This window comes from Kluyvera sichuanensis (assembly GCF_014218705.1).
Classification (GTDB): domain Bacteria; phylum Pseudomonadota; class Gammaproteobacteria; order Enterobacterales; family Enterobacteriaceae; genus Kluyvera; species Kluyvera sichuanensis.
In genome coordinates this window covers 23,420-45,874 of record NZ_JABBJF010000026.1, presented here as the reverse complement: position 1 = coordinate 45,874, position 22,455 = coordinate 23,420, and the positions used below count along the sequence as shown (strand labels likewise).

At 57.4% G+C, this 22,455-nt stretch carries 19 protein-coding genes; 8 read left to right on the top strand and 11 right to left on the bottom strand.

The annotated features are described in order from the left end of the window. Positions 1-51: 51 nt before the first annotated feature. Entirely contained in the window at positions 52-816 is a 765-nt protein-coding gene (ybfF, locus tag HII27_RS20830; RefSeq protein ID WP_185669351.1) for an esterase, read from the bottom strand. A gap of 182 nt (positions 817-998) precedes the next feature. Between ybfF and seqA the strand changes: the two genes are divergently transcribed. Together seqA and pgm are read left to right on the top strand one after the other, a co-directional pair. Continuing rightward, positions 999-1,571 (top strand): replication initiation negative regulator SeqA, encoded by a 573-nt coding sequence (gene seqA, locus HII27_RS20825; RefSeq protein WP_185669350.1) that lies wholly within the window; start codon positions 999-1,001, stop codon positions 1,569-1,571. Positions 1,572-1,609: 38 nt separating this feature from the next. Then, positions 1,610-3,250 carry a phosphoglucomutase (alpha-D-glucose-1,6-bisphosphate-dependent) gene (gene pgm / locus HII27_RS20820; RefSeq protein WP_185669349.1) on the top strand — a complete coding sequence of 547 codons (1,641 nt, stop codon included), beginning with the start codon at positions 1,610-1,612 and terminating at the stop codon, positions 3,248-3,250. Between the two features lie 95 nt (positions 3,251-3,345). On the opposite strand, the gene potE is transcribed toward pgm, so the two are convergent. From potE to kdpF, 9 genes are all read right to left on the bottom strand, one after another. Beyond that, positions 3,346-4,662, bottom strand: a complete 1,317-nt coding sequence (gene potE / locus HII27_RS20815; protein WP_185669348.1) for a putrescine-ornithine antiporter — start codon at positions 4,660-4,662, stop codon at positions 3,346-3,348. Then, complete coding sequence (gene speF / locus HII27_RS20810; protein ID WP_185669347.1) at positions 4,659-6,854, bottom strand: ornithine decarboxylase SpeF; 2,196 nt, start codon at positions 6,852-6,854, stop codon at positions 4,659-4,661. The genes potE and speF overlap by 4 nt, the downstream gene beginning before the upstream one ends. A gap of 256 nt (positions 6,855-7,110) precedes the next feature. After that, positions 7,111-7,215: a leader peptide SpeFL gene (speFL, locus tag HII27_RS20805; protein WP_106875989.1), complete on the bottom strand. Its 105-nt coding sequence runs from the start codon at positions 7,213-7,215 to the stop codon at positions 7,111-7,113. 278 nt (positions 7,216-7,493) lie between these two features. After that, positions 7,494-8,171, bottom strand: coding sequence for a two-component system response regulator KdpE (gene kdpE, locus HII27_RS20800; RefSeq protein WP_185669346.1), 678 nt, complete (start codon positions 8,169-8,171; stop codon positions 7,494-7,496). Continuing rightward, a complete protein-coding gene (gene kdpD / locus HII27_RS20795; protein ID WP_185669370.1) occupies positions 8,168-10,855 on the bottom strand; it encodes a two-component system sensor histidine kinase KdpD in 2,688 nt (895 codons plus the stop codon). Before kdpD ends, kdpE begins: the two co-directional genes overlap by 4 nt. A 2-nt stretch (positions 10,856-10,857) precedes the next feature. Continuing rightward, positions 10,858-11,433: a potassium-transporting ATPase subunit KdpC gene (gene kdpC, locus HII27_RS20790; RefSeq protein ID WP_185669345.1), complete on the bottom strand. Its 576-nt coding sequence runs from the start codon at positions 11,431-11,433 to the stop codon at positions 10,858-10,860. 10 nt (positions 11,434-11,443) lie between these two features. Next, entirely contained in the window at positions 11,444-13,492 is a 2,049-nt protein-coding gene (gene kdpB / locus HII27_RS20785) for a potassium-transporting ATPase subunit KdpB (protein WP_185669344.1), read from the bottom strand. Between the two features lie 20 nt (positions 13,493-13,512). Then, positions 13,513-15,192, bottom strand: coding sequence for a potassium-transporting ATPase subunit KdpA (gene kdpA, locus HII27_RS20780; protein WP_185669343.1), 1,680 nt, complete (start codon positions 15,190-15,192; stop codon positions 13,513-13,515). Further along, the gene (gene kdpF / locus HII27_RS20775; protein ID WP_035892707.1) at positions 15,192-15,281 is read right to left on the bottom strand and encodes a K(+)-transporting ATPase subunit F; all 90 of its coding nucleotides are present in this window, start codon (positions 15,279-15,281) and stop codon (positions 15,192-15,194) included. Before kdpF ends, kdpA begins: the two co-directional genes overlap by 1 nt. A 306-nt stretch (positions 15,282-15,587) precedes the next feature. Here kdpF and HII27_RS20770 point away from each other — a divergent pair, with 306 nt between their 5' ends. Further along, positions 15,588-15,794 (top strand): YbfA family protein, encoded by a 207-nt coding sequence (locus HII27_RS20770; RefSeq protein WP_035892708.1) that lies wholly within the window; start codon positions 15,588-15,590, stop codon positions 15,792-15,794. Between the two features lie 195 nt (positions 15,795-15,989). Beyond that, the gene (gene phrB, locus HII27_RS20765; RefSeq protein WP_185669342.1) at positions 15,990-17,408 is read left to right on the top strand and encodes a deoxyribodipyrimidine photo-lyase; all 1,419 of its coding nucleotides are present in this window, start codon (positions 15,990-15,992) and stop codon (positions 17,406-17,408) included. Between the two features lie 75 nt (positions 17,409-17,483). Here phrB and dtpD read toward each other — a convergent pair whose 3' ends face one another. Next, on the bottom strand, positions 17,484-18,965 hold the full coding sequence (gene dtpD, locus HII27_RS20760; RefSeq protein WP_185669341.1) for a dipeptide permease DtpD: 1,482 nt from the start codon (positions 18,963-18,965) through the stop codon (positions 17,484-17,486). 281 nt (positions 18,966-19,246) lie between these two features. Here dtpD and HII27_RS20755 point away from each other — a divergent pair, with 281 nt between their 5' ends. The 4 genes from HII27_RS20755 to pxpA are packed head-to-tail and all read left to right on the top strand — an operon-like array spanning position 19,247 to position 22,312. Beyond that, entirely contained in the window at positions 19,247-19,990 is a 744-nt protein-coding gene (locus tag HII27_RS20755) for a type 2 GTP cyclohydrolase I (protein WP_185669369.1), read from the top strand. Between the two features lie 15 nt (positions 19,991-20,005). Beyond that, a complete protein-coding gene (gene pxpB / locus HII27_RS20750; RefSeq protein WP_185669340.1) occupies positions 20,006-20,662 on the top strand; it encodes a 5-oxoprolinase subunit PxpB in 657 nt (218 codons plus the stop codon). After that, positions 20,656-21,588 carry a 5-oxoprolinase subunit PxpC gene (gene pxpC, locus HII27_RS20745; protein ID WP_185669339.1) on the top strand — a complete coding sequence of 311 codons (933 nt, stop codon included), beginning with the start codon at positions 20,656-20,658 and terminating at the stop codon, positions 21,586-21,588. The genes pxpB and pxpC overlap by 7 nt, the downstream gene beginning before the upstream one ends. Beyond that, positions 21,578-22,312: a 5-oxoprolinase subunit PxpA gene (gene pxpA / locus HII27_RS20740; protein ID WP_185669368.1), complete on the top strand. Its 735-nt coding sequence runs from the start codon at positions 21,578-21,580 to the stop codon at positions 22,310-22,312. The genes pxpC and pxpA overlap by 11 nt, the downstream gene beginning before the upstream one ends. Positions 22,313-22,455 lie beyond the last annotated feature (143 nt).

The following is a 22,455-nucleotide window of genomic DNA, read 5'->3' as shown; positions in this document are numbered from 1 at the left end:
CCACACGCCAACGACCACGGCCATTCTGGCGCGCGGTCGATGCATTTTTAATCACTCGGCGAGATAACGGCGAATGGCTCGCAGTACCGCTTCCGGTTTTTCGGCATGAACCCAGTGACCCGCGCCAGCGATAACGTGCGCTTTTGCCTGTGGGAACTGAGCCAGCAGTGTGTCACGATAGGCTTCGGTCACGTACGGCGAATTGCCGCCAGGAATGAACAGGGCAGGGTGGTCCCAGGCCGGAATGGTCTCCCAACCAACGATATGCGGGTATTGCTCCCACAGCACCGGTACGTTAAAACGCCAGGCGCCGTCGACGAAGGATTTCAACAGGAACTGAATCACGCCTTCTTCTTTAAGGTACTCACGCATCACCGTTGCGGCCTGCTGGCGGGTGGCCACCCCGGCACTGGTTACTGCATTAATAGCAGCAAAGATCTCATCATGACGGCGGACATGGTAATCGACCGGGGCAATATCAATCGCTACCAGTCGGTTGATGCGTTCAGGGGCCAATGCGGTGAGCGCCATCACCGCTTTACCACCCATGGAATGGCCGATAACCGTCGCTTTTTCAATGCCGTTGGCATCGAGCGTATCGAGCAGATCCTGAGCCATAGCGGGATAGGTCATCTCATCGGCGCGCGGTGAGAGGCCGTGATTACGCATGTCTACCTGGAGAATATCGTGGTCGGCAACCAGGTCGCGGGCCAGGATGCCCAGATTATCCAGGCTACCAAACAGGCCGTGGACGAGAACGATGGGAGAATTATTGTGCAGGTTTTGTGCAGTTTGCGCTCGGACATTCAATTTCATAGCAAAGTTCTTTTTTTCGCATTGTCGGGTTAGGGTATCATGTTGGACATTCTAACGCTCAGGGGCAAGAGAGGAACTCATCCGAATTTTGCTGTCTTCCTGGTTTGGCGCTACCCGCTGTTGGGTTTTGACTTTATAATCCCAATGAATTGTATTCAGAAAAATTATCGCACCGGATTAAGATGAAAACGATCGAAGTTGATGACGAGCTCTATCGCTATATTGCGGCTCACACTCTGCACATTGGCGAGAGCGCGTCCGACATTTTACGGCGTATGCTGAAATTCTCCGCCGCTTCTCAGCCCGTGGCGACTGCTGCTGCGCCGGTCGTCAAAGCAGAACCGGCTCCCGCTCCGGCCCCGGCTGCTGCCCCCGTTGCTGACGTGAAAACGGTAAAAACCGCCAAAGATAAAGTCCGTGCTATGCGTGAGCTGCTGCTCTCTGATGAGTATGCAGAACAGAAGAAAGCGGTTAACCGCTTCATGCTGGTACTGACCACGCTGTACGCTCTGGACAACAAGGCGTTTGCCGAGGCTACCGAATCCCTTCACGGTCGTACCCGCGTCTATTTTGCTGCTGATGAGCAGACGCTGCTCAAAAACGGCAACCAGACAAAACCAAAACAGGTACCGGATACGCCATACTGGGTCATTACTAATACCAATACAGGCCGTAAATGCAGCATGGTCGAACACATCATGCAATCAATGCAATTCCCAGCGGAATTGATTGAGAAGGTTTGCGGTACTATCTAATACTGACAATCTAACCCTTGCATAAGAAGGACCAGGCAATGGCAAACCATACCCGTGCAGGACAACCTGCACAGCAGAGTGATTTGATCAACGTCGCCCAACTGACGGCGCAGTACTACGTGCTGCAGCCTGACGTGAGCAACCCGGAACATGCGGTGAAGTTCGGTACGTCCGGCCACCGTGGGAGCGCGGGTCGTCACAGCTTCAACGAAAAGCATATTCTGGCCATTGCTCAGGCGATCGCGGAAGAGCGCGCGAAAAATGGAATTACGGGCCCATGCTATGTCGGGAAGGATACACACGCGCTTTCTGAGCCAGCGTTTATCTCCGTTCTCGAAGTGTTGGCGGCAAACGGGGTAGATGTCATTGTCCAGGAAGACAATGGCTTTACGCCGACTCCGGCGGTATCCAATGCTATCCTGGTACACAACAAGAAAGGCGGTAAGCTGGCTGATGGGATCGTGATTACGCCATCCCACAACCCACCGGAAGACGGCGGCATCAAGTACAACCCACCAAACGGTGGCCCGGCTGATACCAACGTCACCAAAGTGGTTGAAGATCGCGCGAACGCGCTGTTGGCAGCCGACCTGGCGGGCGTGAAGCGTATTGCTTACGACGCTGCGCTGGCTTCCGGCCACGTGAAAGAAGTCGATCTGGTTCAGCCGTTCATTGAAGGGCTGGCGGATATCGTCGATATGGCGGCTATCCAGAAAGCCGGTCTGACCCTGGGCGTTGATCCACTGGGTGGCTCCGGTATCGAATACTGGAAGCGTATCGCTAAGCACTACAACCTGAACCTGACCATCGTTAACGACCACGTTGACCAGACCTTCCGCTTTATGCACCTCGATAAAGATGGCGCAATCCGCATGGACTGCTCCTCCGAGTGCGCGATGGCGGGCCTGCTGGCGCTGCGTGATAAGTTCGATCTGGCGTTTGCTAACGACCCTGACTACGACCGTCACGGTATCGTCACGCCGGCTGGCCTGATGAACCCTAACCACTATCTGGCAGTGGCGATCAACTATCTGTTCCAGCATCGTCCGCAGTGGGGCAAAGAGGTTGCCGTCGGTAAAACTCTGGTCTCTTCCGCGATGATTGACCGCGTGGTGAACGACCTGGGGCGTAAGCTGGTAGAAGTGCCGGTTGGCTTCAAATGGTTCGTTGACGGTCTGTTCGACGGCAGCTTCGGCTTCGGCGGCGAAGAGAGCGCGGGCGCTTCGTTCCTGCGTTTCGACGGTACGCCGTGGTCTACTGATAAAGACGGGATCATCATGTGCCTGCTGGCGGCGGAAATCACCGCTGTCACCGGCAAGAACCCGCAGGAGCACTACAACGAACTGGCTGCTCGTTTCGGTGCGCCAAGCTACAACCGTCTGCAGGCTAGCGCCACTTCCGCACAGAAAGCGGCGCTGTCTAAGCTCTCTCCAGAGATGGTGAGCGCGAGCACCCTGGCAGGTGACCCGATTACCGCACGTCTGACGGCGGCACCGGGTAACGGCGCGTCCATCGGCGGTCTGAAGGTGATGACCGACAACGGCTGGTTCGCGGCGCGTCCATCCGGTACCGAAGATGCGTACAAAATTTACTGCGAAAGCTTCCTCGGTGCTGAACACCGTAAGCAGATTGAGAAAGAAGCGGTAGAGATTGTTAGCGAAGTGCTGAAAAACGCCTGAGTGATTAGGTAAGAAAAAGGGAGCCGACTGGCTCCCTTTTTTTATGGACTTTGTGCTGCCCCGGGGTCGGCATAAATGCCTCGCCCGGGCTACGATCAACTGTGTTTGTTTTTCAATTCGAAACGTGGTGACACCAGGCCGTACAGCGTCCAGCCGAGGAACGTCACAATGGAACCGTACAGCATCGCTTCTTCGCCGGAAGAGTAGAGCGCATAGAAGCTGTACATCGCGCCAATAAAGGCCACGAAGTTGGCGACGCGCGCTTTGTTCACCGGCACGTTAGCCATCCGCTGGATGATGACCAGCGCAGCCATCGACAGGATGTACGGAATAATGTTGGTCACCACCGCCAGGTTAACCAGCACGTTGAACTGATTGTTCAGCGACGGGCTAATGGTCATCAGCGACAGCCCGGACTGAATAACCACAATAACCAGCATCCCTTGAACCGGCGCGTCGGCACTGCTGACGCGGGAGAAGATTTTCGGGAAGTAGCCTTCGTCCGCCGAGGATTTGAATACCTGGGCGATGGTGAACTGCCAGCCGAGCAGCGAACCGCAGCAGGACATCACCATCAGCGCCATGATCACTTTCCCGACTTCCGGGGTAAACATCTGCGCGAAGGCCAGACCGAACGGCGCGGTGGAGTTAGCCAGATCCATGTTTGGCACGATACCGGCAATCACGTTGGTGGAAATGATGTAAATCACCGCTGCCCCGAGCGTCCCGCCGAGCACGGCGATTGGCACGTTACGTTCCGGATTCTCCACCACTTCGGCGTTGGCACAGGCGGATTCCAGACCGAGGAACGCCCACAGTGTCATCGCAATAGAAGAACCTACGGCGCTAAAGAACGGCACGTGGTGCGGGTTCCAGGATTCGACGTACATCGTTGGGCTGAACCAGTACCAGCCGATAATGCACAGACCGACGACCGGAATAATGACGCCCCATACCGTGATGCTGCTGATCTGCCCGGTAATGCGCGCACCACCGAAGTTAGCCACGGTACAGATCCACAGCACGCCAATGGTGGCGAGCCCGATCTGCACCGGGCTCAGCGCGGCACCGAAAAGCTCGGTGCCGTAACCCACTGCCGAAATCGCGATAGCGACGTTGGCAATCAACAGCGAAACCCCGTAGGTATAGTTGGCCATAAAGTTGCCCGACTTACCAAAGGCATACTCCGCATAGCCGCCCATGCCGCCGGATTTCTTACTGAACATCCCGCATTTTGCAAAGGCCCAGGCCAGCGCCATCGAACCGACGGCGGTGACCAGCCAGGAGATAATGGAGATGGTGCCGACTTCAGCGAGTTTGGTGGGCAGCATGATAATCCCGGAGCCCATCATGTTCACCATCGTCAGGATGGTGAGCTGAACAACACCCATCTTATTGTTGGCTTTGCTCATAATTTCTCCCCTTTCAGCAGGGCAGGCTGCGGCTGCTGAGTCTCAATCACGTTGCACCACACTTCTTTGCGGCCGTCGTGTTCCTGGATATAAACCCCTTGCAGCTCTGGCGCGAAGCCCGGCAGCAGGTTGATGCCTTCTTCCAGGGCTTTGAAGTAACGCAGAACGGAGTCACCCCAGATTTCCCCAGGAACAACGCACAGCACGCCTGGAGGATACGGCAGAGCACCTTCGGCGGCGATTTTGCCTTCTGCCATTGACAGCGGTACCAGCTCAACCTGACCACGAAGGTAAGCGTAGTTGGCATCCTGCGGGTTCATGCTGACGCGTGGGAAGTGTGATTTACGGAACATCTCTTTTTGCAGCTGTTTCACGTTGTGGCGTGCGTACAGATCGTGCATTTCCTGACACAGCTGGCGCAGGGTGTAACCGGCATAGCGGTCTTTATGCTGGCCGTAGAGCGATGGCAGAACCTCTTGCAGCGGCGCATCGGCTTCCAGCAGCGTTTCGAAACGAACCAGCAGAGCCACAAGCTGTTGCAACTTGGCCATATCTTCCGCTGGCGTCAGCAGGAACAGGATGGAGTTGAGGTCGCATTTTTCCGGTACTACGCCGTGCTCGCGCAGGTAGTTCGCCAGAATGGTTGCCGGTACGCCAAAGGTGTCATATTCACCTTCACCGTTGATGCCCGGCGTGGTCAGCAGCAATTTGCATGGGTCGACAAAGTACTGATGTTCGGCGTAGCCTTCAAAACCGTGCCAGCGTTCGCCTGGGACAAAGTGGAAGAAACGCAGATCGTTAGCAATGGTCTCGGTCGGCCAGGACTGCCATGGTTTACCGTCAATCTCGGCAGGCACGAACGGGCGAATATGGTGGCAGTTATCGAGGATCAGCTTACGCGCTTCGATACCGTTGGAGACGCAGTCCATCCACATGTTGCGGCCTGCCTGACCTTCATGCATGCGGGCGTTCACGTCCAGCGCGGCAAACAGCGGGTAGAACGGGCTGGTGGAGGCGTGCATCATAAAGGCGTTATTAAGACGCTTATGCGGAACATAGCGCTGCTGGCCTTTGATATGGCTATCTTTTTTGTGAATTTGCGAAGTCTGAGAGAAGCCCGCCTGCTGTTTATGCACCGACTGGGTGACCAGAATCCCTGGATCGTTTTCGTTAAGCTCAAGCAGCAGCGGCGAGCAGTCGGCCATCATCGGAATAAACTGTTCGTAGCCGACCCACGCGGAGTCGAACAGAATGTAGTCGCAAAGATGACCAATTTTATCCACCACCTGACGAGCGTTATAAATCGTGCCGTCGTAGGTGCCGAGCTGAATGACCGCCAGGCGGAAAGGACGCTGATTGCGCGCGCGGTTTGGTGCGACTTCAGCAATCAGTTCACGCAGATAGCGCTCTTCAAAGCAGTGGGCGTCGATACCGCCGATAAAGCCGTACGGGTTACGTGCGGTTTCCAGATAAATTGGCGTGGCCCCCGCCTGTAACAGCGCGCCGTGGTGGTTGGATTTGTGGTTGTTGCGGTCAAACAGCACCAGGTCACCCGGAGTGAGCAGGGCATTCAGCACCACTTTGTTAGAAGAAGAGGTACCGTTCAGGACGAAGTAAGTTTTGTCAGCGTTAAACACTTTGGCCGCGTGCTGCTGCGCAATGCACGGCGCGCCTTCGTGGATCAGCAGGTCACCCATTGCCACGTCGGCGTTGCAAAGGTCAGAGCGGAACAGGGTTTCGCCAAAGTATTCAACAAACTGGTTGCCGGAAGGGTGACGACGGAAGAATTCACCACCCTGATGCCCTGGGCAGTCAAACGCGCTGTTACCCTGCGCGACGTAATCGACCAGCGCGCTAAAGAACGGTGGGCGCAGATTCACTTCATACTTGTGTGCCGCCGATTCCAGTTGGCGACCATAGAAGTCGTTGCGGGTTTCGTCATGCTCAAATACCCCTTGAATACGTGAGAGATATTCGGCGGGAACAATTTGGTCTTTATTAATAGCAATAAATACTGGCAGGTTATAACCCGTCGCGTCTATTTCATCGAGTTTACCACACTCAACGTCTTCAATAGATAATACGGCAGCAGCAACATCAATAAAGTGAGTGTCGCAGGTATTGATAATACTACGCTGAGTAGTAAAACAGTCCGGGCAAGTACGGCTTACGGCAATTTTTAATTCAGACATTTTTCATCTCTTTATTTTAGGTAATAGCAGTCCCTCAATTTCCCGAATGAGAAATTGATATCGCCGGAAAAAAAGCAAAACGATCTCGCTGACAATAACGTCAGGGCGTGAGCTTTTTTGGAATGTGGCAAACCCAGCCGGTCCGGTGGCCGGAAGCTTTATACCCTAGGGTATGGGTTTGTCAGAGCGAGCGCTGGCTACAGGCGTAAGCCCGTATTAGCAGGGAATAACTGCGAGGCGCCCGAAGTCAGGAGACTTATCGGGCGTTAAAGAAGTGAAAATCGAAACTATTGCGATGGGCAAACATCATAATATGTGTTGTCCGTCGAATATGAGGCATCAATCGGTTATTGTTTTCCATTTCGTATACCTTCGATGAATATCTTAAAGCGGAGTCATTTTATCTCTGAATGGTCTTAAAACTGTGAGGATGATCAACATAACAAGATCAATAGTGAAATTATCCATTATTGGTAGGGGTGATGCCAGGATTAAATGCTGTATTGTTTCAATGTTGTAAATAAACTGTTTAATATTTAGTTTAAATAACGGTGGTGACGCCGCGGTAATATTTCGCGGCTTAGGGTTAATGTATTTATGGAATAATAATTGAAGAAAGCAAGAATTATGAATAAGTATTCATAACATAAACCGATAGCCAATTCCGGTTTCGGTTAATAAATGCTGAGGGCGCGCGGGATCTATTTCCAGCTTCTGGCGCAGGTGCCCCATATAAATGCGCAAATAGTGACTATGCTCCACAGCATTTGGCCCCCAGACCTGATTGAGTAGCTGGCGTTGGGTGAGCACCTTCCCCGCATTGTTGAGCAGCACTGCCAGCAGGCGGAACTCAATAGGGGTGAGGTGAATTTCTTCACCGCCGCGCGTGATACGACGGGCGGCAAGGTCGACGGTGGTATCCGAGAACGTGACGATCGGGTCGTTCGGTTGGCTGCCCGCATGACGTCGCAGCGCGACGCGCAGACGAGCCTGAAGTTCGCCGATACCAAAAGGTTTGCTGAGATAGTCATCTGCGCCCGCGTCGAGCGCGGCAATTTTATCGCTCTCTTCGCTGCGCGCCGACAGCACAATAATCGGTACCGGGCTCCACTGACGAATGTCGCGGATAAAATCCAGCCCGTCCCCGTCGGGCAGGCCGAGGTCGAGAATGATCAGGTCAGGCTTGCGCGTCGCGGCTTCCAGCAGGCCTCGCTGGAGCGTAGGGGCATCAAAAACGCGCAGTTCATCCGCTTCCAGCGCGGTGCGCAGAAAACGGCGGATCGCTTGTTCATCTTCAACAATTAAAACGCTGGTCACAGGCCGTCGTGTCCCTCATCAAGTTCAGGTGGTTGTTCTAACGGAAGTGTAACACGAAAACAGGCGCCGCCTTCCGGGCGGTTGCTGGCGGAGAGCGTCCCGCCGTGAATATCGACAATCGCCTGGCAGATAGCCAGCCCCAGGCCGACGCCGGGGATCGCGGACTCTTTATGCCCACGGGTAAACTTGGCAAAAATATGCTCTTCCTGCCCGCCGGGAATGCCCGGGCCGCTGTCCCAGACGTCGAGCAACAGATGGTCATCTTTGGTAGCGGCGGCGATACCTATCTCGGCGTCGTGACCGGCATACTTCACGGCGTTTTCCAGCAGGTTAATCAGCACACGTTCAAACAGTGGGCCGTCGATGTGGACCAGCATCAACGGGTCGGGGAGGGAGAGGGCGATATGCCGACCGTTAAGGCTTGGTTCCAGCATACGCAGCGCGCTACCGACCACTTCCTCGAGCGTCAGCCACTCTTTATTCAGATTAAAGCCGCCCGATTGCAGCCGCGCCATATCCAGCAAATTATTGACCAGTCGCGTGGTATTGAGCACGTGTTGGCGAATTTCATTGGCCTGCGGGGCGTACGGTGAGCCACTGCTGGCAAGGTCGAGCGTCAGGATTTCCGCCTGACCGAACAGCACGGTCAGCGGCGTACGTAGATCGTGAGAAAGCGCCGCCAGCAGTGAATTGCGCAGGCTTTCGCGGGCGCTGATAAGTCGCGATTGCTCCTCACTTTCGGTCAACGCCAGGCGTTCCAGTGCGCTGGCGACCAGTAGGGTGAAGGTTTCCAGCAGCCGCTGCTGCTCGGGGATCATCAACTGGCGCAGGTTATTGGGCTCGACCACGATAAGCCCGTGGGTTTTATCGGCGCTACGCAGGGGCAGGATCAGGTACGGTACGCCGGGCAGGGTATCGGTTCCCGCCCCCGCTGGCAGCCCTTTATCAAAGCTCCAGTGAGCGATGGCGTCATCCCACGGCGTCATACCTTCCTGGTGGGTCAGCGACGTCAGCTTCCCCTGTTCATCCGGCATCAGTACCTGGCTGCGCGCATGGAAGGTGGTGCGAATATACTGCTCGCAGGTGTGGGCGATATCGTGGGTGTTGCGACCCACGGCAAGCGCTTTGGACATCTCATAAAGATGGCGCGTGCGCTGTTCGCGATAGCGCGCCACCCGCGCCTGATAGCGCACGCCGGCGGTGAGATTACCGATAACCAGACCCACGGTGAGCATCACGCCAAAAGTGAGCAGGTACTGCACGTCAGAGACGGCGAGCGTCCCGCGCGGGGCAATGAAAAAGAGATCGAAGCTAACCACGTTAATCACCGTGGCGAGCACCGACGGCCAGCGGCCGTAAAACAGCGCGACGATCACCACGCCCAGCAGATACAGCATCACCAGGTTGGCGGCCTCAAAGGCCATCAGAAATTGATCGGCAATCAGCGTAATACCGGCACACAGCCCCAGTGCCACCAGGCAGCCGCGGATCTGCACCCGCCACTTATCCATAAACGGCCGTTGATCGCGCGCCCGCTCCGGCAGGGGAAGGGGCGATTCATCGACGCCGACGACCAGCAGATCCAGCTCTGGCGCGTGGCGGGAGATGCGTTCGCCAAAGCGTTCACCTCGCCACCAGTGGCGCTTTTTCTGGCGGCCAATCACGATTTTGCCAAGGTTGTGCTCGCGCGCGTAGCGGATGACTGCAGCCTCTTCCGATGGCTCTGAAAGCGTGGCCGTTTCAGCGCCCAGCTCCTGCGCCAGACGCAAGGCGTTGAGAATGGCTCGGCGCTGCGGCTCAGGCAGTCGGTGTAGGGTCGGGGTTTCGACATAGACGGCATGCCAGGCGCTGCCAAGGCGGGCCGCCAGCCGGGCAGCAGAGCGCACCAGCTTTTCGCTGCCGCTGTGGTGACCGATGCACAGCAAAATGGCATCGCGGGTGTGCCAGACTTTTTCTTGCCCCTGGCCATCGCGCCAGGCACGCATCTGATCGTCCACGCGGTCGGCGGTGCGGCGCAGCGCCAGTTCACGCAGGGCAATCAGGTTACCTTTGCGAAAAAAGTTCTCGATGGCGCGTTCGGCCTGCCCGGCAAGATAGACCTTTCCTTCGTTCAGGCGCTGGCGCAGATCGTCCGGGGGAAGGTCGACGAGCACCACCTCATCGGCGGCATCAAAAAAGGGGTCAGGCACCGTTTCGCGTACCTGAATGCCGGTTACGCCGCTGACGATGTCGTTGAGGCTTTCCAGGTGCTGAACGTTAACGGTGGTGAAAACATCGATGCCCGCCTCCAGCAGTTCATCAATGTCCTGCCAGCGTTTAGGGTGGCGTGAGCCGGGCGCATTGCTGTGCGCGAGTTCGTCCATTAACACCAACGCCGGACGGCGGGCGAGGGCGGCATCGAGGTCGAACTCATAAACGTAGCGCCCACGATAGGCACTGCGCTTTGGTGGCAGGAGAGTGAGACCGCTGAGCATCGCGGCGGTCTCCTTACGCCCGTGCGTCTCCACCACGCCCGCCAGAATATCCAGCCCTTGCGACCGCAGACGCTGCGCCTCGGCCAGCATCGCCCAGGTTTTTCCCACGCCAGCACAGGCACCGAAGAAAATCTTCAGCTTGCCGCGGTGAGCTTCGGTGGCTTGTTCCAGCAGGCGATCCGGGTTGGGACGCAGCGGCTCGTCGGTCATCATCAGTTATCCTTGTGGGCATCCAGCGCCATATTCAGCTTAGTAATATTTACCACAGGTTGTCCGAGAAAGCCGAGCAGCGGAGAGTTTGTCGCCGCTTCGACCTCTTTACGCAGCCACTCTGCCGGGACGTTGCGCGCTTTGGCGATACGCGGCACCTGCCACAACGCGGCGGCTGGCGTCAGGTTAGGGTCCAGCCCGCTGGCGGAGGCGGTAACCAGTTCCACCGGCACCTCGCGGCTGGCTTCCGGGTTAGCGGCGCGCAGCGCGGTGATGCGGTCGGTAAACTGTTTATCCAGCGCCGGGTTGCTGCCCGCCAGGTTGCTGCCGCCGGATGCCATCGGGTTATCCGGGGAGTCCGACGTCGCCGAAGGGCGGCCCTGGAAATAGCGGGGATCGGTAAAGTTCTGCCCGATCAGGTACGATCCGCGAATTTCATGGTTTTCGATAATCAACGACCCTCCCGACTGTGCCGGAAAGAACCACTGCCCCAGCGCGGTGGTCAGCAGAGGGTAGAGCCCCCCGGTGATAAGCGTCAGGAACAGAAAAATCACGATGGCAGGACGTAATGCAGACATGTCTATTTCCTCAGACCAGACCCAACAGGGTCAGCAGTAAATCGATAACTTTGATGCCGATAAACGGCACAACCAGACCACCCGCACCGTAAATCCACAGGTTACGGCGCAGCATCGCCGAGGCGGAGAGCGGACGGTAGCTCACCCCTTTCAGCGCTAGCGGCAGCAGGAAGACGATAATCAGGGCGTTGAAAATCACCGCGCTCAGAATCGCCGAGTCTGGCGAGTGCAGGTGCATGATGTTGAGCACGCCCAGCTGCGGCCAGCTTGCCGCGAACGCCGCCGGAATAATGGCGAAGTACTTGGCAACGTCGTTGGCAATACTGAAGGTGGTCAGCGAACCACGGGTCATCAGCATCTGCTTACCGATATGCACCACTTCAATCAGCTTGGTGGGGTTCGAGTCCAGATCCACCATGTTGCCAGCCTCTTTCGCTGCCTGGGTCCCGGAGTTCATTGCTACCGCCACGTCGGCCTGCGCCAGCGCCGGGGCATCGTTGGTGCCGTCGCCGGTCATCGCCACCATGCGGCCTTCGGACTGATACTGACGAATCAGCGCCAGTTTGGCCTCCGGTGTCGCTTCGGCCAGGAAGTCATCCACGCCCGCTTCGGCGGCGATGGCGGCGGCGGTGAGACGGTTGTCGCCGGTGATCATCACCGTCTTGATACCCATTTTGCGCAGCTGAGCGAAGCGCTCTTTAATGCCGCCTTTGACGATATCTTTCAGGGATATCACGCCAAGTACCCGCGCCCCTTCAGCCACCACCAGTGGGGTGGCACCCAGGCGGGCAACGCTCTCCACTTTCTGCTCCACATCCTGCGGGAAGCTGCCACCGTTGCTTTCGATATGGCGGCGGATAGCATCGACGGAGCCTTTACGAATCAGGCGGTTGTCAATGTTGATCCCGCTCATGCGGCTTTGGGCGGTAAAGGGTACGAAGGTGGCATGCAGCGTTTGCAGATCCCGCTCGCGCAGATTAAAGCGCTGTTTCGCCAGTACCACGATGCTGCGGCCTTCCGGCGTTTCGTCCGCCAGCGATGACAGCTGCGCGGCATCGGCCAGCGTTTTTTCGTCCACGCCATCGGCTGGCAGGAACTGGGAAGCCTGACGGTTACCGAGCGTGATGGTGCCGGTTTTATCCAGCAGCAGCACGTCAACGTCGCCCGCTGCTTCGACCGCACGACCGCTGGTGGCGATCACGTTGGCGCCGAGCATACGGCTCATCCCGGCCACGCCGATGGCGGAAAGCAGGCCGCCGATGGTGGTCGGAATCAGGCACACCAGCAGGGCGACCAGCACGGTGACGCTAATCGGCGTACCGCTCCAGGCGGAGAACGGCCAGATGGTGGCGGTCGCCAGCAGGAACACGATAGTCAGCGCGACCAGCAAGATGGTCAGGGCAATTTCGTTAGGCGTTTTACGACGCTGCGCGCCTTCGACCATGGCGATCATCCGGTCAAGGAAGGTTTCGCCAGGGTTCACGCTGCAGCGCACGACCAGCCAGTCGGAGAGGATGCGCGTCCCACCGGTCACCGAAGCAAAGTCGCCGCCGGACTCACGGATAACCGGAGCTGATTCCCCGGTAATAGCGCTTTCATCCACCGATGCGCCGCCCTCAATGACTTCACCATCGCAGGGAATGATATCCCCGGCTTCGACCAGCACCACGTCGCCTTTGCGCAGTTCATCTGCCGGAACGTGATCCATCGCGGCACCGTAGCGGGCTTCGCGCAGTTTGCGGGCAAACGCCGTTTTCTTCACCCCTTTCAGGCTGTTCGCCTGCGCCTTGCTGCGGCCTTCCGCCATCGCTTCGGCAAAGTTGGCGAACAGCACGGTAAACCATAGCCACAGCGCGATAGCGCCGCTAAACCACGCATTGCCGGGCAGGGTGCCCAGCGCCATGGCGGCGGCCAGTCCGCTGGTGAGCACGCTGCCTACCCAGACGATAAACATCACCGGGTTGCGCCACTGAATGGTCGGGCTCAGTTTTTTCACGGCATCGATCAACGCCTGGCGAACCAGAGACGGTTCGAACAGGGCCAGTTGTTTGCGACTCATAACCAATAGCTCCGCATCACTCAAAACAGGGAAAGATGTTCCGCAACAGGGCCAATCGCCAGCGCGGGAATAAAGGTCAGGGCGCCGACCAGCAGCACGGTCCCCATCAGCAGGCCGATAAACAGCGCATCGTGGGTCGCCAGGGTGCCTGAGGTGGCGGGCTGAATTTTTTTGCTCACCAATGAACCGGCAATCGCCAGCACTGGCACAATCACCCCGAAGCGGCCGAGGAACATGCACGCGGCCAGCAGACAGTTCCAGAACGGCGTGTTGGCGCTAAGACCGGCAAAGGCGCTACCGTTGTTGTTTGCCGCCGACGACACGGCGTACAGCACTTCGCTAAAGCCGTGCGAACCGGGGTTCGCCATCGCGCTGCGGCCTGCATCGGTCATCATCGCCAGCGCTGTGCCGAGCAGCACCAGCGTTGGGGTAACCAGAATCGCCAGCGCGGTCATCTTCATTTCCGGCACGTCGATTTTTTTACCGAGGTATTCCGGGGTGCGGCCAATCATCAGCCCGGCGATAAATACCGCCAGCAGGACGAACAGCAGCATGCCGTAGAGGCCAGAACCCACGCCGCCGAAGACCACTTCACCAATCTGCATCAGCCACAGCGGGATCATGCCGCCCAGTGCGGTAAAGGAGTCGTGCATTGCGTTGACCGCACCGCATGAGGCAGCGGTGGTCACCACGGCGTACAGGCTGCTGGCCAGAATGCCAAAGCGGCTCTCTTTGCCTTCCATATTGATGCTGCTGTCGGCACCGAAGGCGAGCAGGTGCGGGTTACCGCGAGTTTCAGCCCACATCACCACTGCAACGCAGATGATGAAAATAAGCGTCATGGCCCACAGGATGGCGCGGCCCTGACGGTTATCACCCACCGCGTCACCAAAGGCAAAACACAGTGCGGCAGGGATGAGGAAAATCGCCAGCATCTGCACAAAGTTGGTCAGCGCCGTCGGGTTCTCAAACGGATGTGAGGAGTTGGCGTTAAAGAAGCCGCCGCCGTTGGTGCCGAGCATTTTAATGGCTTCCTGAGACGCTACCGGCCCCATTGGTAGCAACTGATGCGCGCCCTCAATGGTGGTAAATGGCTGGTAGGACAGGAAGTTTTGTAACGCCCCTTGCTGGATGAAGAACAGGGCCAGCAGCAGGGAAATCGGTAGCAGCAACCACAGCGTGATACGGGTGATATCGACCCAGGCATTGCCCAGCGTATTCACGCTATGGCGGGCAAAAGCGCGCACCAGCGCGAACAGCACGGCAATCCCGGTGGCGGCAGAGAGGAAGTTCTGCACCGTCAGGCCTACCATCTGGCTAAAGTAGCTCAGGGTGGTTTCACCACTATAGGATTGCCAGTTGGTGTTACTGACAAAGCTAACGGCGGTATTGAGCGCCAGATGCCATGACAGCCCCGGAAGGTTTTGTGGATTCAGCGGCAGCACGCCCTCTAGCATCAGCATGGCAAACAGCACCAACAGCCCGACCAGGTTCAGCAGCAGGATGGCAATGGTATATCGCCCCCAGCTCATCTCCTGACCGGAAATGCCCATGATGCGCCAGAGCCCGCTTTCACAGCGGGCAAGCCCCGGCAGCGGCGTGTTGTTAATCATCCCAGCCAGCACTTTGCCAAGCGGGCGGGCAAGAACAAACAGCACCAGCAGGAAGCTGGCAACGAGTAAAAATCCTTGAGCAGCCATTACAGCGCCTCCGCCTTGAAAAGGGCATAAACCAGATACGCCAGTAACAGGAACACCAGCACCGTGCCGGCTATTACGCCTGTAGTCACAATCCACCTCCGGATGGTTCAGTTGATGGGCTAAGCGTAGGTTTTTGGGTGCAAAGATTTCGCAAAAATAGAATGGCGGGGTGTAAAAAAAGTATAAAAATGACCGTAATCCACAATTTAACTAATGGTTAGTATTAATTTAACAATCATGTAACTCAGTTACGGCATGAATGTAAATAAACACTAAATGCACAAAAATTAGTGGTCGGATGAGTAGTAAAATTACACAAATAACGGTACTCTTTTAGTCAGATTACTGAGCTTCATTTTCCGGCGTGCGTTGCCGGCCAACTTAGGGGAGAGAATATGGACCTGTATAGAAAATATCCTGCACACATCGTATTGTTACGTCGTACTTTCGCCGTGGTGGCGGGGATCGTCGCATTACCGGTGATGCTGTTCTGGAAAGACCGTGCCCGCTTCTACAGCTACCTGCACCGCGTATGGTCGAAGACCAGCGATAAGCCGGTATGGATGGCACAGGCTGAAGAGGCCGCCTGCGACTTCTATTGATAGTGTCGTGCCATTCCCGGCGGCGCTGCGCTTGGCCGGGCTACAAAGCCGTCCTTACCAGGGCGGCTTTTTTGTTTTCAGGTAGCCCGGACGAGGCGCGAATGCGCCGACTCCGGGAGGGCACAACGACCCGCATTTGTCCTCCTGACATTTGGTGTAAGATGAAAGTATTCGTTGAATACATTCAGGATGTTTATGTTTACCCATCTGGTCTGGTTTCGCGCCGATCTCCGACTGCACGACAATTTTGCCCTTGCCGCCGCCTGCCGCGATCCCAATGCGCAGGTGCTGGCATTGTTTATCGCCACTCCAGAACAGTGGGCTACGCACAGTATGGCACCACGCCAGGCCGCCTATATTGCCGCGCAGTTGAACGCGCTGCGCCGCTCGCTGGCAGAGAAAAATATCCCGCTGATATTCCATGAGGTGGCCGACTTTGCCGCCAGCGTCGAGGTCGTCAAAACGGTGTGCCAGCAGCACCAGGTCACGCAGCTTTTTTATAACTACCAATACGAATTCAATGAGCGTCAGCGTGACGCCGCCGTAGAGCGAGCGCTGACCGACACGGTGTGTCAGGGCTTTGATGATAGCGTGATCCTGCCGCCCGGTGCGGTGATGACCGGCAATCACGAAATGTATAAAGTTTTCACACCGTATAAAAACGCCTGGCTGCGGCGCTTAAAAGAGCACATGCCCGAATGCGTGCGGGCCCCCGAGGTGCGGTCTGCTCCGGCGGTGGCCGATGCTGCAACACTCCATTTTCACTATCCCCAACAGTCGTTTGACCCGGCGCTGTTCCCGCCTGACGAAAAGACGGCGATTGGCCAGCTGCGTCGTTTTTGTCAGGAAGGCGCGGGTGAATACGAGGCTCAGCGTGATTTCCCATCAATTGAAGGCACCAGCCGCCTGTCGGCCTGCCTCGCTGTCGGTGTGCTTTCGCCACGTCAGTGCCTGTACCGACTTCTGGCAGAACAGCCAGAGGCGCTGAACGGCGGTGCGGGCAGCGTCTGGCTGAACGAACTTATCTGGCGCGAGTTTTATCGTCACCTGATGACCAACTTCCCTCGGCTTTGCAAGCATCGTCCGTTTATTGGCTGGACCGATCGCGTGCGCTGGCGCGAGCCGTCAGACGCGCTTATCGCCTGGCAGGAGGGGCGTACCGGCTACCCGATTGTTGATGCGGCAATGCGGCAGCTTAATGCAACGGGCTGGATGCATAATCGGCTGCGGATGATTGTCGCCAGCTTCCTGGTCAAAGATTTGTTGATCGACTGGCGGCAGGGTGAACGCTACTTTATGTCGCAGCTGGTGGACGGCTGTCTGGCGGCTAACAACGGTGGCTGGCAGTGGGCGGCCTCAACCGGAACGGACGCGGCGCCCTATTTTCGTATCTTCAATCCCACTACCCAGGGCGAGCGCTTTGATAAGCGTGGGGCGTTTATCCGTGAGTGGTTACCGGAGTTAGCCGAGGTGCCGGATAAGGCGATTCACCAGCCGTGGGCGTGGGCGGAAAAGCAGGGCGTTGAGATTCACTATCCGCGACCGATTGTCGATCACGCTGAGGCGAGGGTAGCGACGCTTGCTGCCTATGAAGCGGCGAAGCATCTTCAGTAGCCCGGCCGAACGACGTGACGCCGGGGAATCCCCGGCGTCGGCGTTTACACGCCTCGTCCGGGCTACAGGATGGGGTTACGCTTCGGCTGCCAGGCGGCGGGAGCGAACTTTCATCGAATGGTACAGCCAGATAACCAGCACCACGGCGACACAGGCCAGCGCGCCCCAGGTGATTTCGCTGAACACATCAATGTAGGCGTTGATGGAGTAATCCACCGCGCCCGCAGAGTCGAACGAACCTTGAGAGGTCTGGTCGGCAATAATTCCCGCCACGTAGTTTGCCACCGCGCCGGAGAGCAGCATATAGATGCCGGTCAGCACGCCGGTCACACCCGGGATCTGGATGCGGGTGATCTGCGACATCGCCACCGGGTCGATAAACAGCTCGGCAAAGCCCATCACCGACAGCCCCAGCAGCATCAGCGGCATGGAGGAGTGACCGTAGCTTGCGGACAGACGTGCGCTCAGGGTCAGAATGCAGAAACCTGCGCTCATCAGGCCAAGGCCCAGCGCGTATTTGCCCCACAGGCGCAGATCGCGGTTGTTGGTCACTTTCTCTTTAATCAGCCAGGCCAGCACGATCCCGCACAGCATCACGGCAAAGGCGTTTACCGACTGGAACATCGCGGTCGGCACTTCATAGCCCAGCACGTTACGGTTAACGAAACGGTCGATATAGAGGCTGATGGAGCTGCCACCCTGCTGAGCAAACGCCCAGAACAGCAGGCTGAAGAAGGTCAGCACAACAATCAGACGCAGGTCTTTACGCTGCTCGGCAGTTTCTGCACGACGATAAATTTTTGCCAGCACCACCAGGCCGATGATAGACGCGACAATCAGCGCATAGACCGACCACTCTTTCCAGAACAGTACGGTGATAAACAGCGGTGCAACGACCAGCAGAACCAGCAGCCAGCCCCAGTTCGGCAGCAGGAATTTCTTCGCGCACAGCACTTCTTTGTTCACACCAGCGGTGTGGGCAAAGTGGCGACGGCCGCTGATAAAGATAACCAGACCGGCGAGCATGCCTACTGCGGCGAGGGTGAAGCCCATTGCCCAGCTATACTGTTCCTGGGCGAAACCACAGGCGATAGGAGCGACGATGGAGCCGACGTTACCTGCCGCGTAAAGCAGCGAGAAGCCGCCATCGCGACGTGGGTCGGTAGGTTCATAGAGCTCGCCCAGCAGGCAGCTGATGTTCGATTTAAACAGCCCGTAGCCGCAGACGATAATCGCCAGCGACAGGTACAGGAACATCGGCGCCACTTCGCTGGCCCCGAGCACCATATGGCCGATAACCATCAGCAGCGCGCCCAGCATGACGGCCATGCGGTTGCCGAGGACTTTATCCGCCAGGTAGCCACCGAGGATTGGCGTCACATAAACTAATGAACAGTAAGCGCTAAACAGCTCGTAAGCGTGGGTGTCGTTGTATTTCAGTTGATTGGTGAGATACAGGATCAGCAGCGCGCGCATGCCATAGAAACTAAAGTATTCCCAAATTTGCAGCGCGACGACGTAGTAAATTGCCTTTGGCTGCGATTGTGATTTATTCATTGCACATTTGACCTCGAAACCCGGCAACATCACGCTACGCAAGGCTTTGTTTCATTTATGTAATAATACGAAGAGAATCGTATTATCTTTGTAATATGCGGTATGGTTGCATAAATATACATGATTTCGGTCACACAAAAACAGACAAATCGTGTTACTTAAGCATTTATTGCGCGTAGTTAAGCGGTATCAGGTGAAGGTTAACGAATTGTGTATCGACGTAATGCGTCAGTGACGCTATTTTATCCTGTAGTAAGGCATCAATATTGAAGAGAGCGATGATGAAAAATACCGAACTAGAACAACTGATTAATGAAAAACTCAACAGCGCCGCCTTCAGCGATTACGCCCCTAACGGCCTGCAGGTCGAAGGGCGTGAAATGGTACAGAAGATTGTGACTGGCGTGACCGCCAGCCAGGCGCTGATTGACGAAGCCGTGCGCCAGCAGGCGGATGCGGTGATTGTGCACCACGGTTACTTCTGGAAAGGGGAGTCGCCGGTCATCCGCGGCATGAAGCGCAATCGTCTGAAAGCGCTGCTGGAGAACGACATCAACCTGTATGGCTGGCACCTGCCGCTGGATGCGCACCCGGAGCTGGGTAACAACGTACAGCTGGCGCAGCTGCTCGGTATCAACGTGATGGGTGAGATCGAACCACTGGTGCCGTGGGGCGAACTCTCGATGCCGGTATCGGGGCTGGAACTGGCCTCATGGATTGAAGCTCGACTGGGGCGTAAACCGCTGTGGAGCGGGGATACCGGGCCGGATAAAGTCTCGCGCGTGGCCTGGTGTACCGGCGGCGGTCAGGGCTTTATCGACAGCGCGGCACGCTTTGGCGTTGATGCGTTTATTACCGGTGAGGTTTCAGAGCAGACCATTCATTCCGCCCGCGAGCAGGGGCTACACTTTTATGCAGCGGGCCACCACGCCACGGAACGCGGTGGTATTCGCGCGCTGAGCGAGTGGCTCACCGAAACGACCGATCTGGATGTGACCTTTGTGGACATCCCCAATCCGGCCTGATGATGAGGGAATAAAGTGCAGCGAGCGCGTTGTTATCTGTTAGGTGAAACGGCTGTCGTACTGGAGCTGGAGCCGCCGGTGACGCTGGCGGCGCAAAAGCGGGTATGGCGTTTGGCCCAGCGAGTGGCGACATTACCGGACGTGGTAGACGTCATTCCTGGTATGAATAATATCACGGTGACATTAACCGATCCGCAGACTCTGGCGCTGGATGCTATTGAACGGCTCCAGCGCTGGTGGGAAGAGAGTGAAGCTCTGGAGCCGGATTCCCGTGCGATCGATATTCCCGTTATTTATGGCGGTGAACAGGGGCCGGATCTGACCGAGGTCGCCCGCCTTAGCGGCTTTACCCCGAAGCAGGTGGTGGAGCTGCATGCGTCGGTGGACTACGTGGTGTGGTTCCTCGGCTTCCAGCCGGGCTTTCCCTACCTTGGCGGGCTGCCAGCTTCGCTGGCCATGCCGCGCCGCGCGGAGCCGCGTTTGAAAGTGCCTGCCGGCTCGGTGGGCATTGGCGGCCAGCAAACCGGTATTTATCCGTTGTCCACGCCGGGCGGCTGGCAGCTGATTGGCCGCACGTCGCTGCCGCTGTTCTCGCCCAATCGTGAAGAGCCGATATTACTGCGCCCCGGAGACACGGTGCGCTTCGTGCCGCAAAAGGAGGGCATATGCTGAAGGTGATTCGTGCAGGCATGTATACCTCGGTGCAGGACGCGGGGCGCGATGGGCTACGGCAGTTCGGCGTGAGCCGCTGCGGGGCGCTGGATAAACCGGCGCTGATGACCGCCAACCTGCTGGTGGGCAACGATGCCAACGCCGCTGCGCTGGAGATAACCCTCGGTATGGCGACGTTTACCTTTGCCCGCGACGGCTGGTTTGCGCTGACGGGCGCGGGCTGCGAAGCGACGCTGGACGGTGAGGCGGTATGGAGCGGCTGGCGACACTGGGCTAAAACCGGCCAGACGCTCACGCTCAAGCGCCCGCAGCACGGTATTCGCAGCTATCTGGCGCTGGCGGGAGGCATTGATGTTCCTGCCGTGATGGGTTCGCGCAGTACCGATCTTAACGTTGGCATAGGCGGCTTTGAAGGCCGTCGTCTGCAGGATGGCGACGTGCTGCCGCTGGGGAAGCCCGTGCGTACGTTCCGCGAGCCGCGTGGCGTTAAACCGCTTATCGCCAGCAACCGTATTCGCGCTTTGCCGGGGCCGGAGTATCACGAATTTGATACGACCTCGCAGGAGACCTTCTGGCGCTCGCCGTGGCACTTAAGCCCGCAGAGCAACCGGATGGGTTACCGCCTGAAAGGGCAACCGCTGGTGCGTGATAACGCCCGTGAGCTGGTGTCTCATGGTCTGGTGCCCGGCGTGGTGCAGGTGCCGCATAACGGTCAGCCTATCGTGCTGATGAACGATGCCCAGACCACCGGTGGTTATCCGCGTATTGCCTGTATTATTGAGGCGGATATGTTCCAGCTGGCGCAAATTCCCCTCGGGCAGCCCATTCACTTCATTCGCTGTACGCTGGAAGAGGCGCTCAAAGCGCGTCATGACCAGCAGCGCTATCTGGAACAGCTCACCTGGCGGCTTAATGATGATGATTGATCTCAACGCCGACCTTGGCGAAGGCGCGGCCAGCGATGCTGAACTGCTGACGCTGGTCTCCTCGGCCAACATCGCCTGCGGCTTTCATGCAGGCGATGCCGGGATGATGCTGACCTGCGCGCGCGCGGCGCTGCAAAATGGCGTGGCCGTGGGGGCGCATCCGAGCTTCCCCGACCGGGATAATTTTGGCCGCACCGCGATGCAGTTGCCGCCGGAAACGGTCTACGCCCAGACGCTGTACCAAATTGGCGCCCTGTCGGCGATAGTCCAGGCTGAAGGCGGTGTACTGCATCACGTGAAGCCGCACGGCATGCTCTATAACCAGGCCGCCAAAGACCCGGCATTAGCGGATGCTATTGCTAAGGCGGTGTTTGCGGTGAATCCGACGCTGATTCTGGTCGGCCTGGCAGGAAGTGAGCTGATTCGCGCCGGATCGCGCCACGGACTCGCCACGCGTCAGGAAGTGTTTGCTGACCGGGGCTATCAGTCTGACGGTGCTCTGGTGCCGCGCAGCCAGCCGGGAGCGCTGATTAGCGATGAAGAGCAGGCGCTGGCACAAACGCTGGAGATGGTGCAGCGTGGGCGTGTGAGTACCGTAGACGGCCAGTGGGCCAATGTAACGGCGGAAACGGTCTGCCTGCACGGTGACGGCGCGCATGCGCTGGCGTTTGCTCGCCGTCTGCGGCGCGAATTTCTCGCGCAGGGCATTCAGGTAAGGGCATGATGTTGTTGAGTGAGTGCCGACAAACCCGCCGGTAATTCGGAATTCATCAAGGCTGAAACGGACGGAAATTGCAGTACACTTTCGGCGGGTGCTTGAGGCTATTTGTCTCAGGCATTAGCCGAAAGGCAGATAGAGAAAAGCCC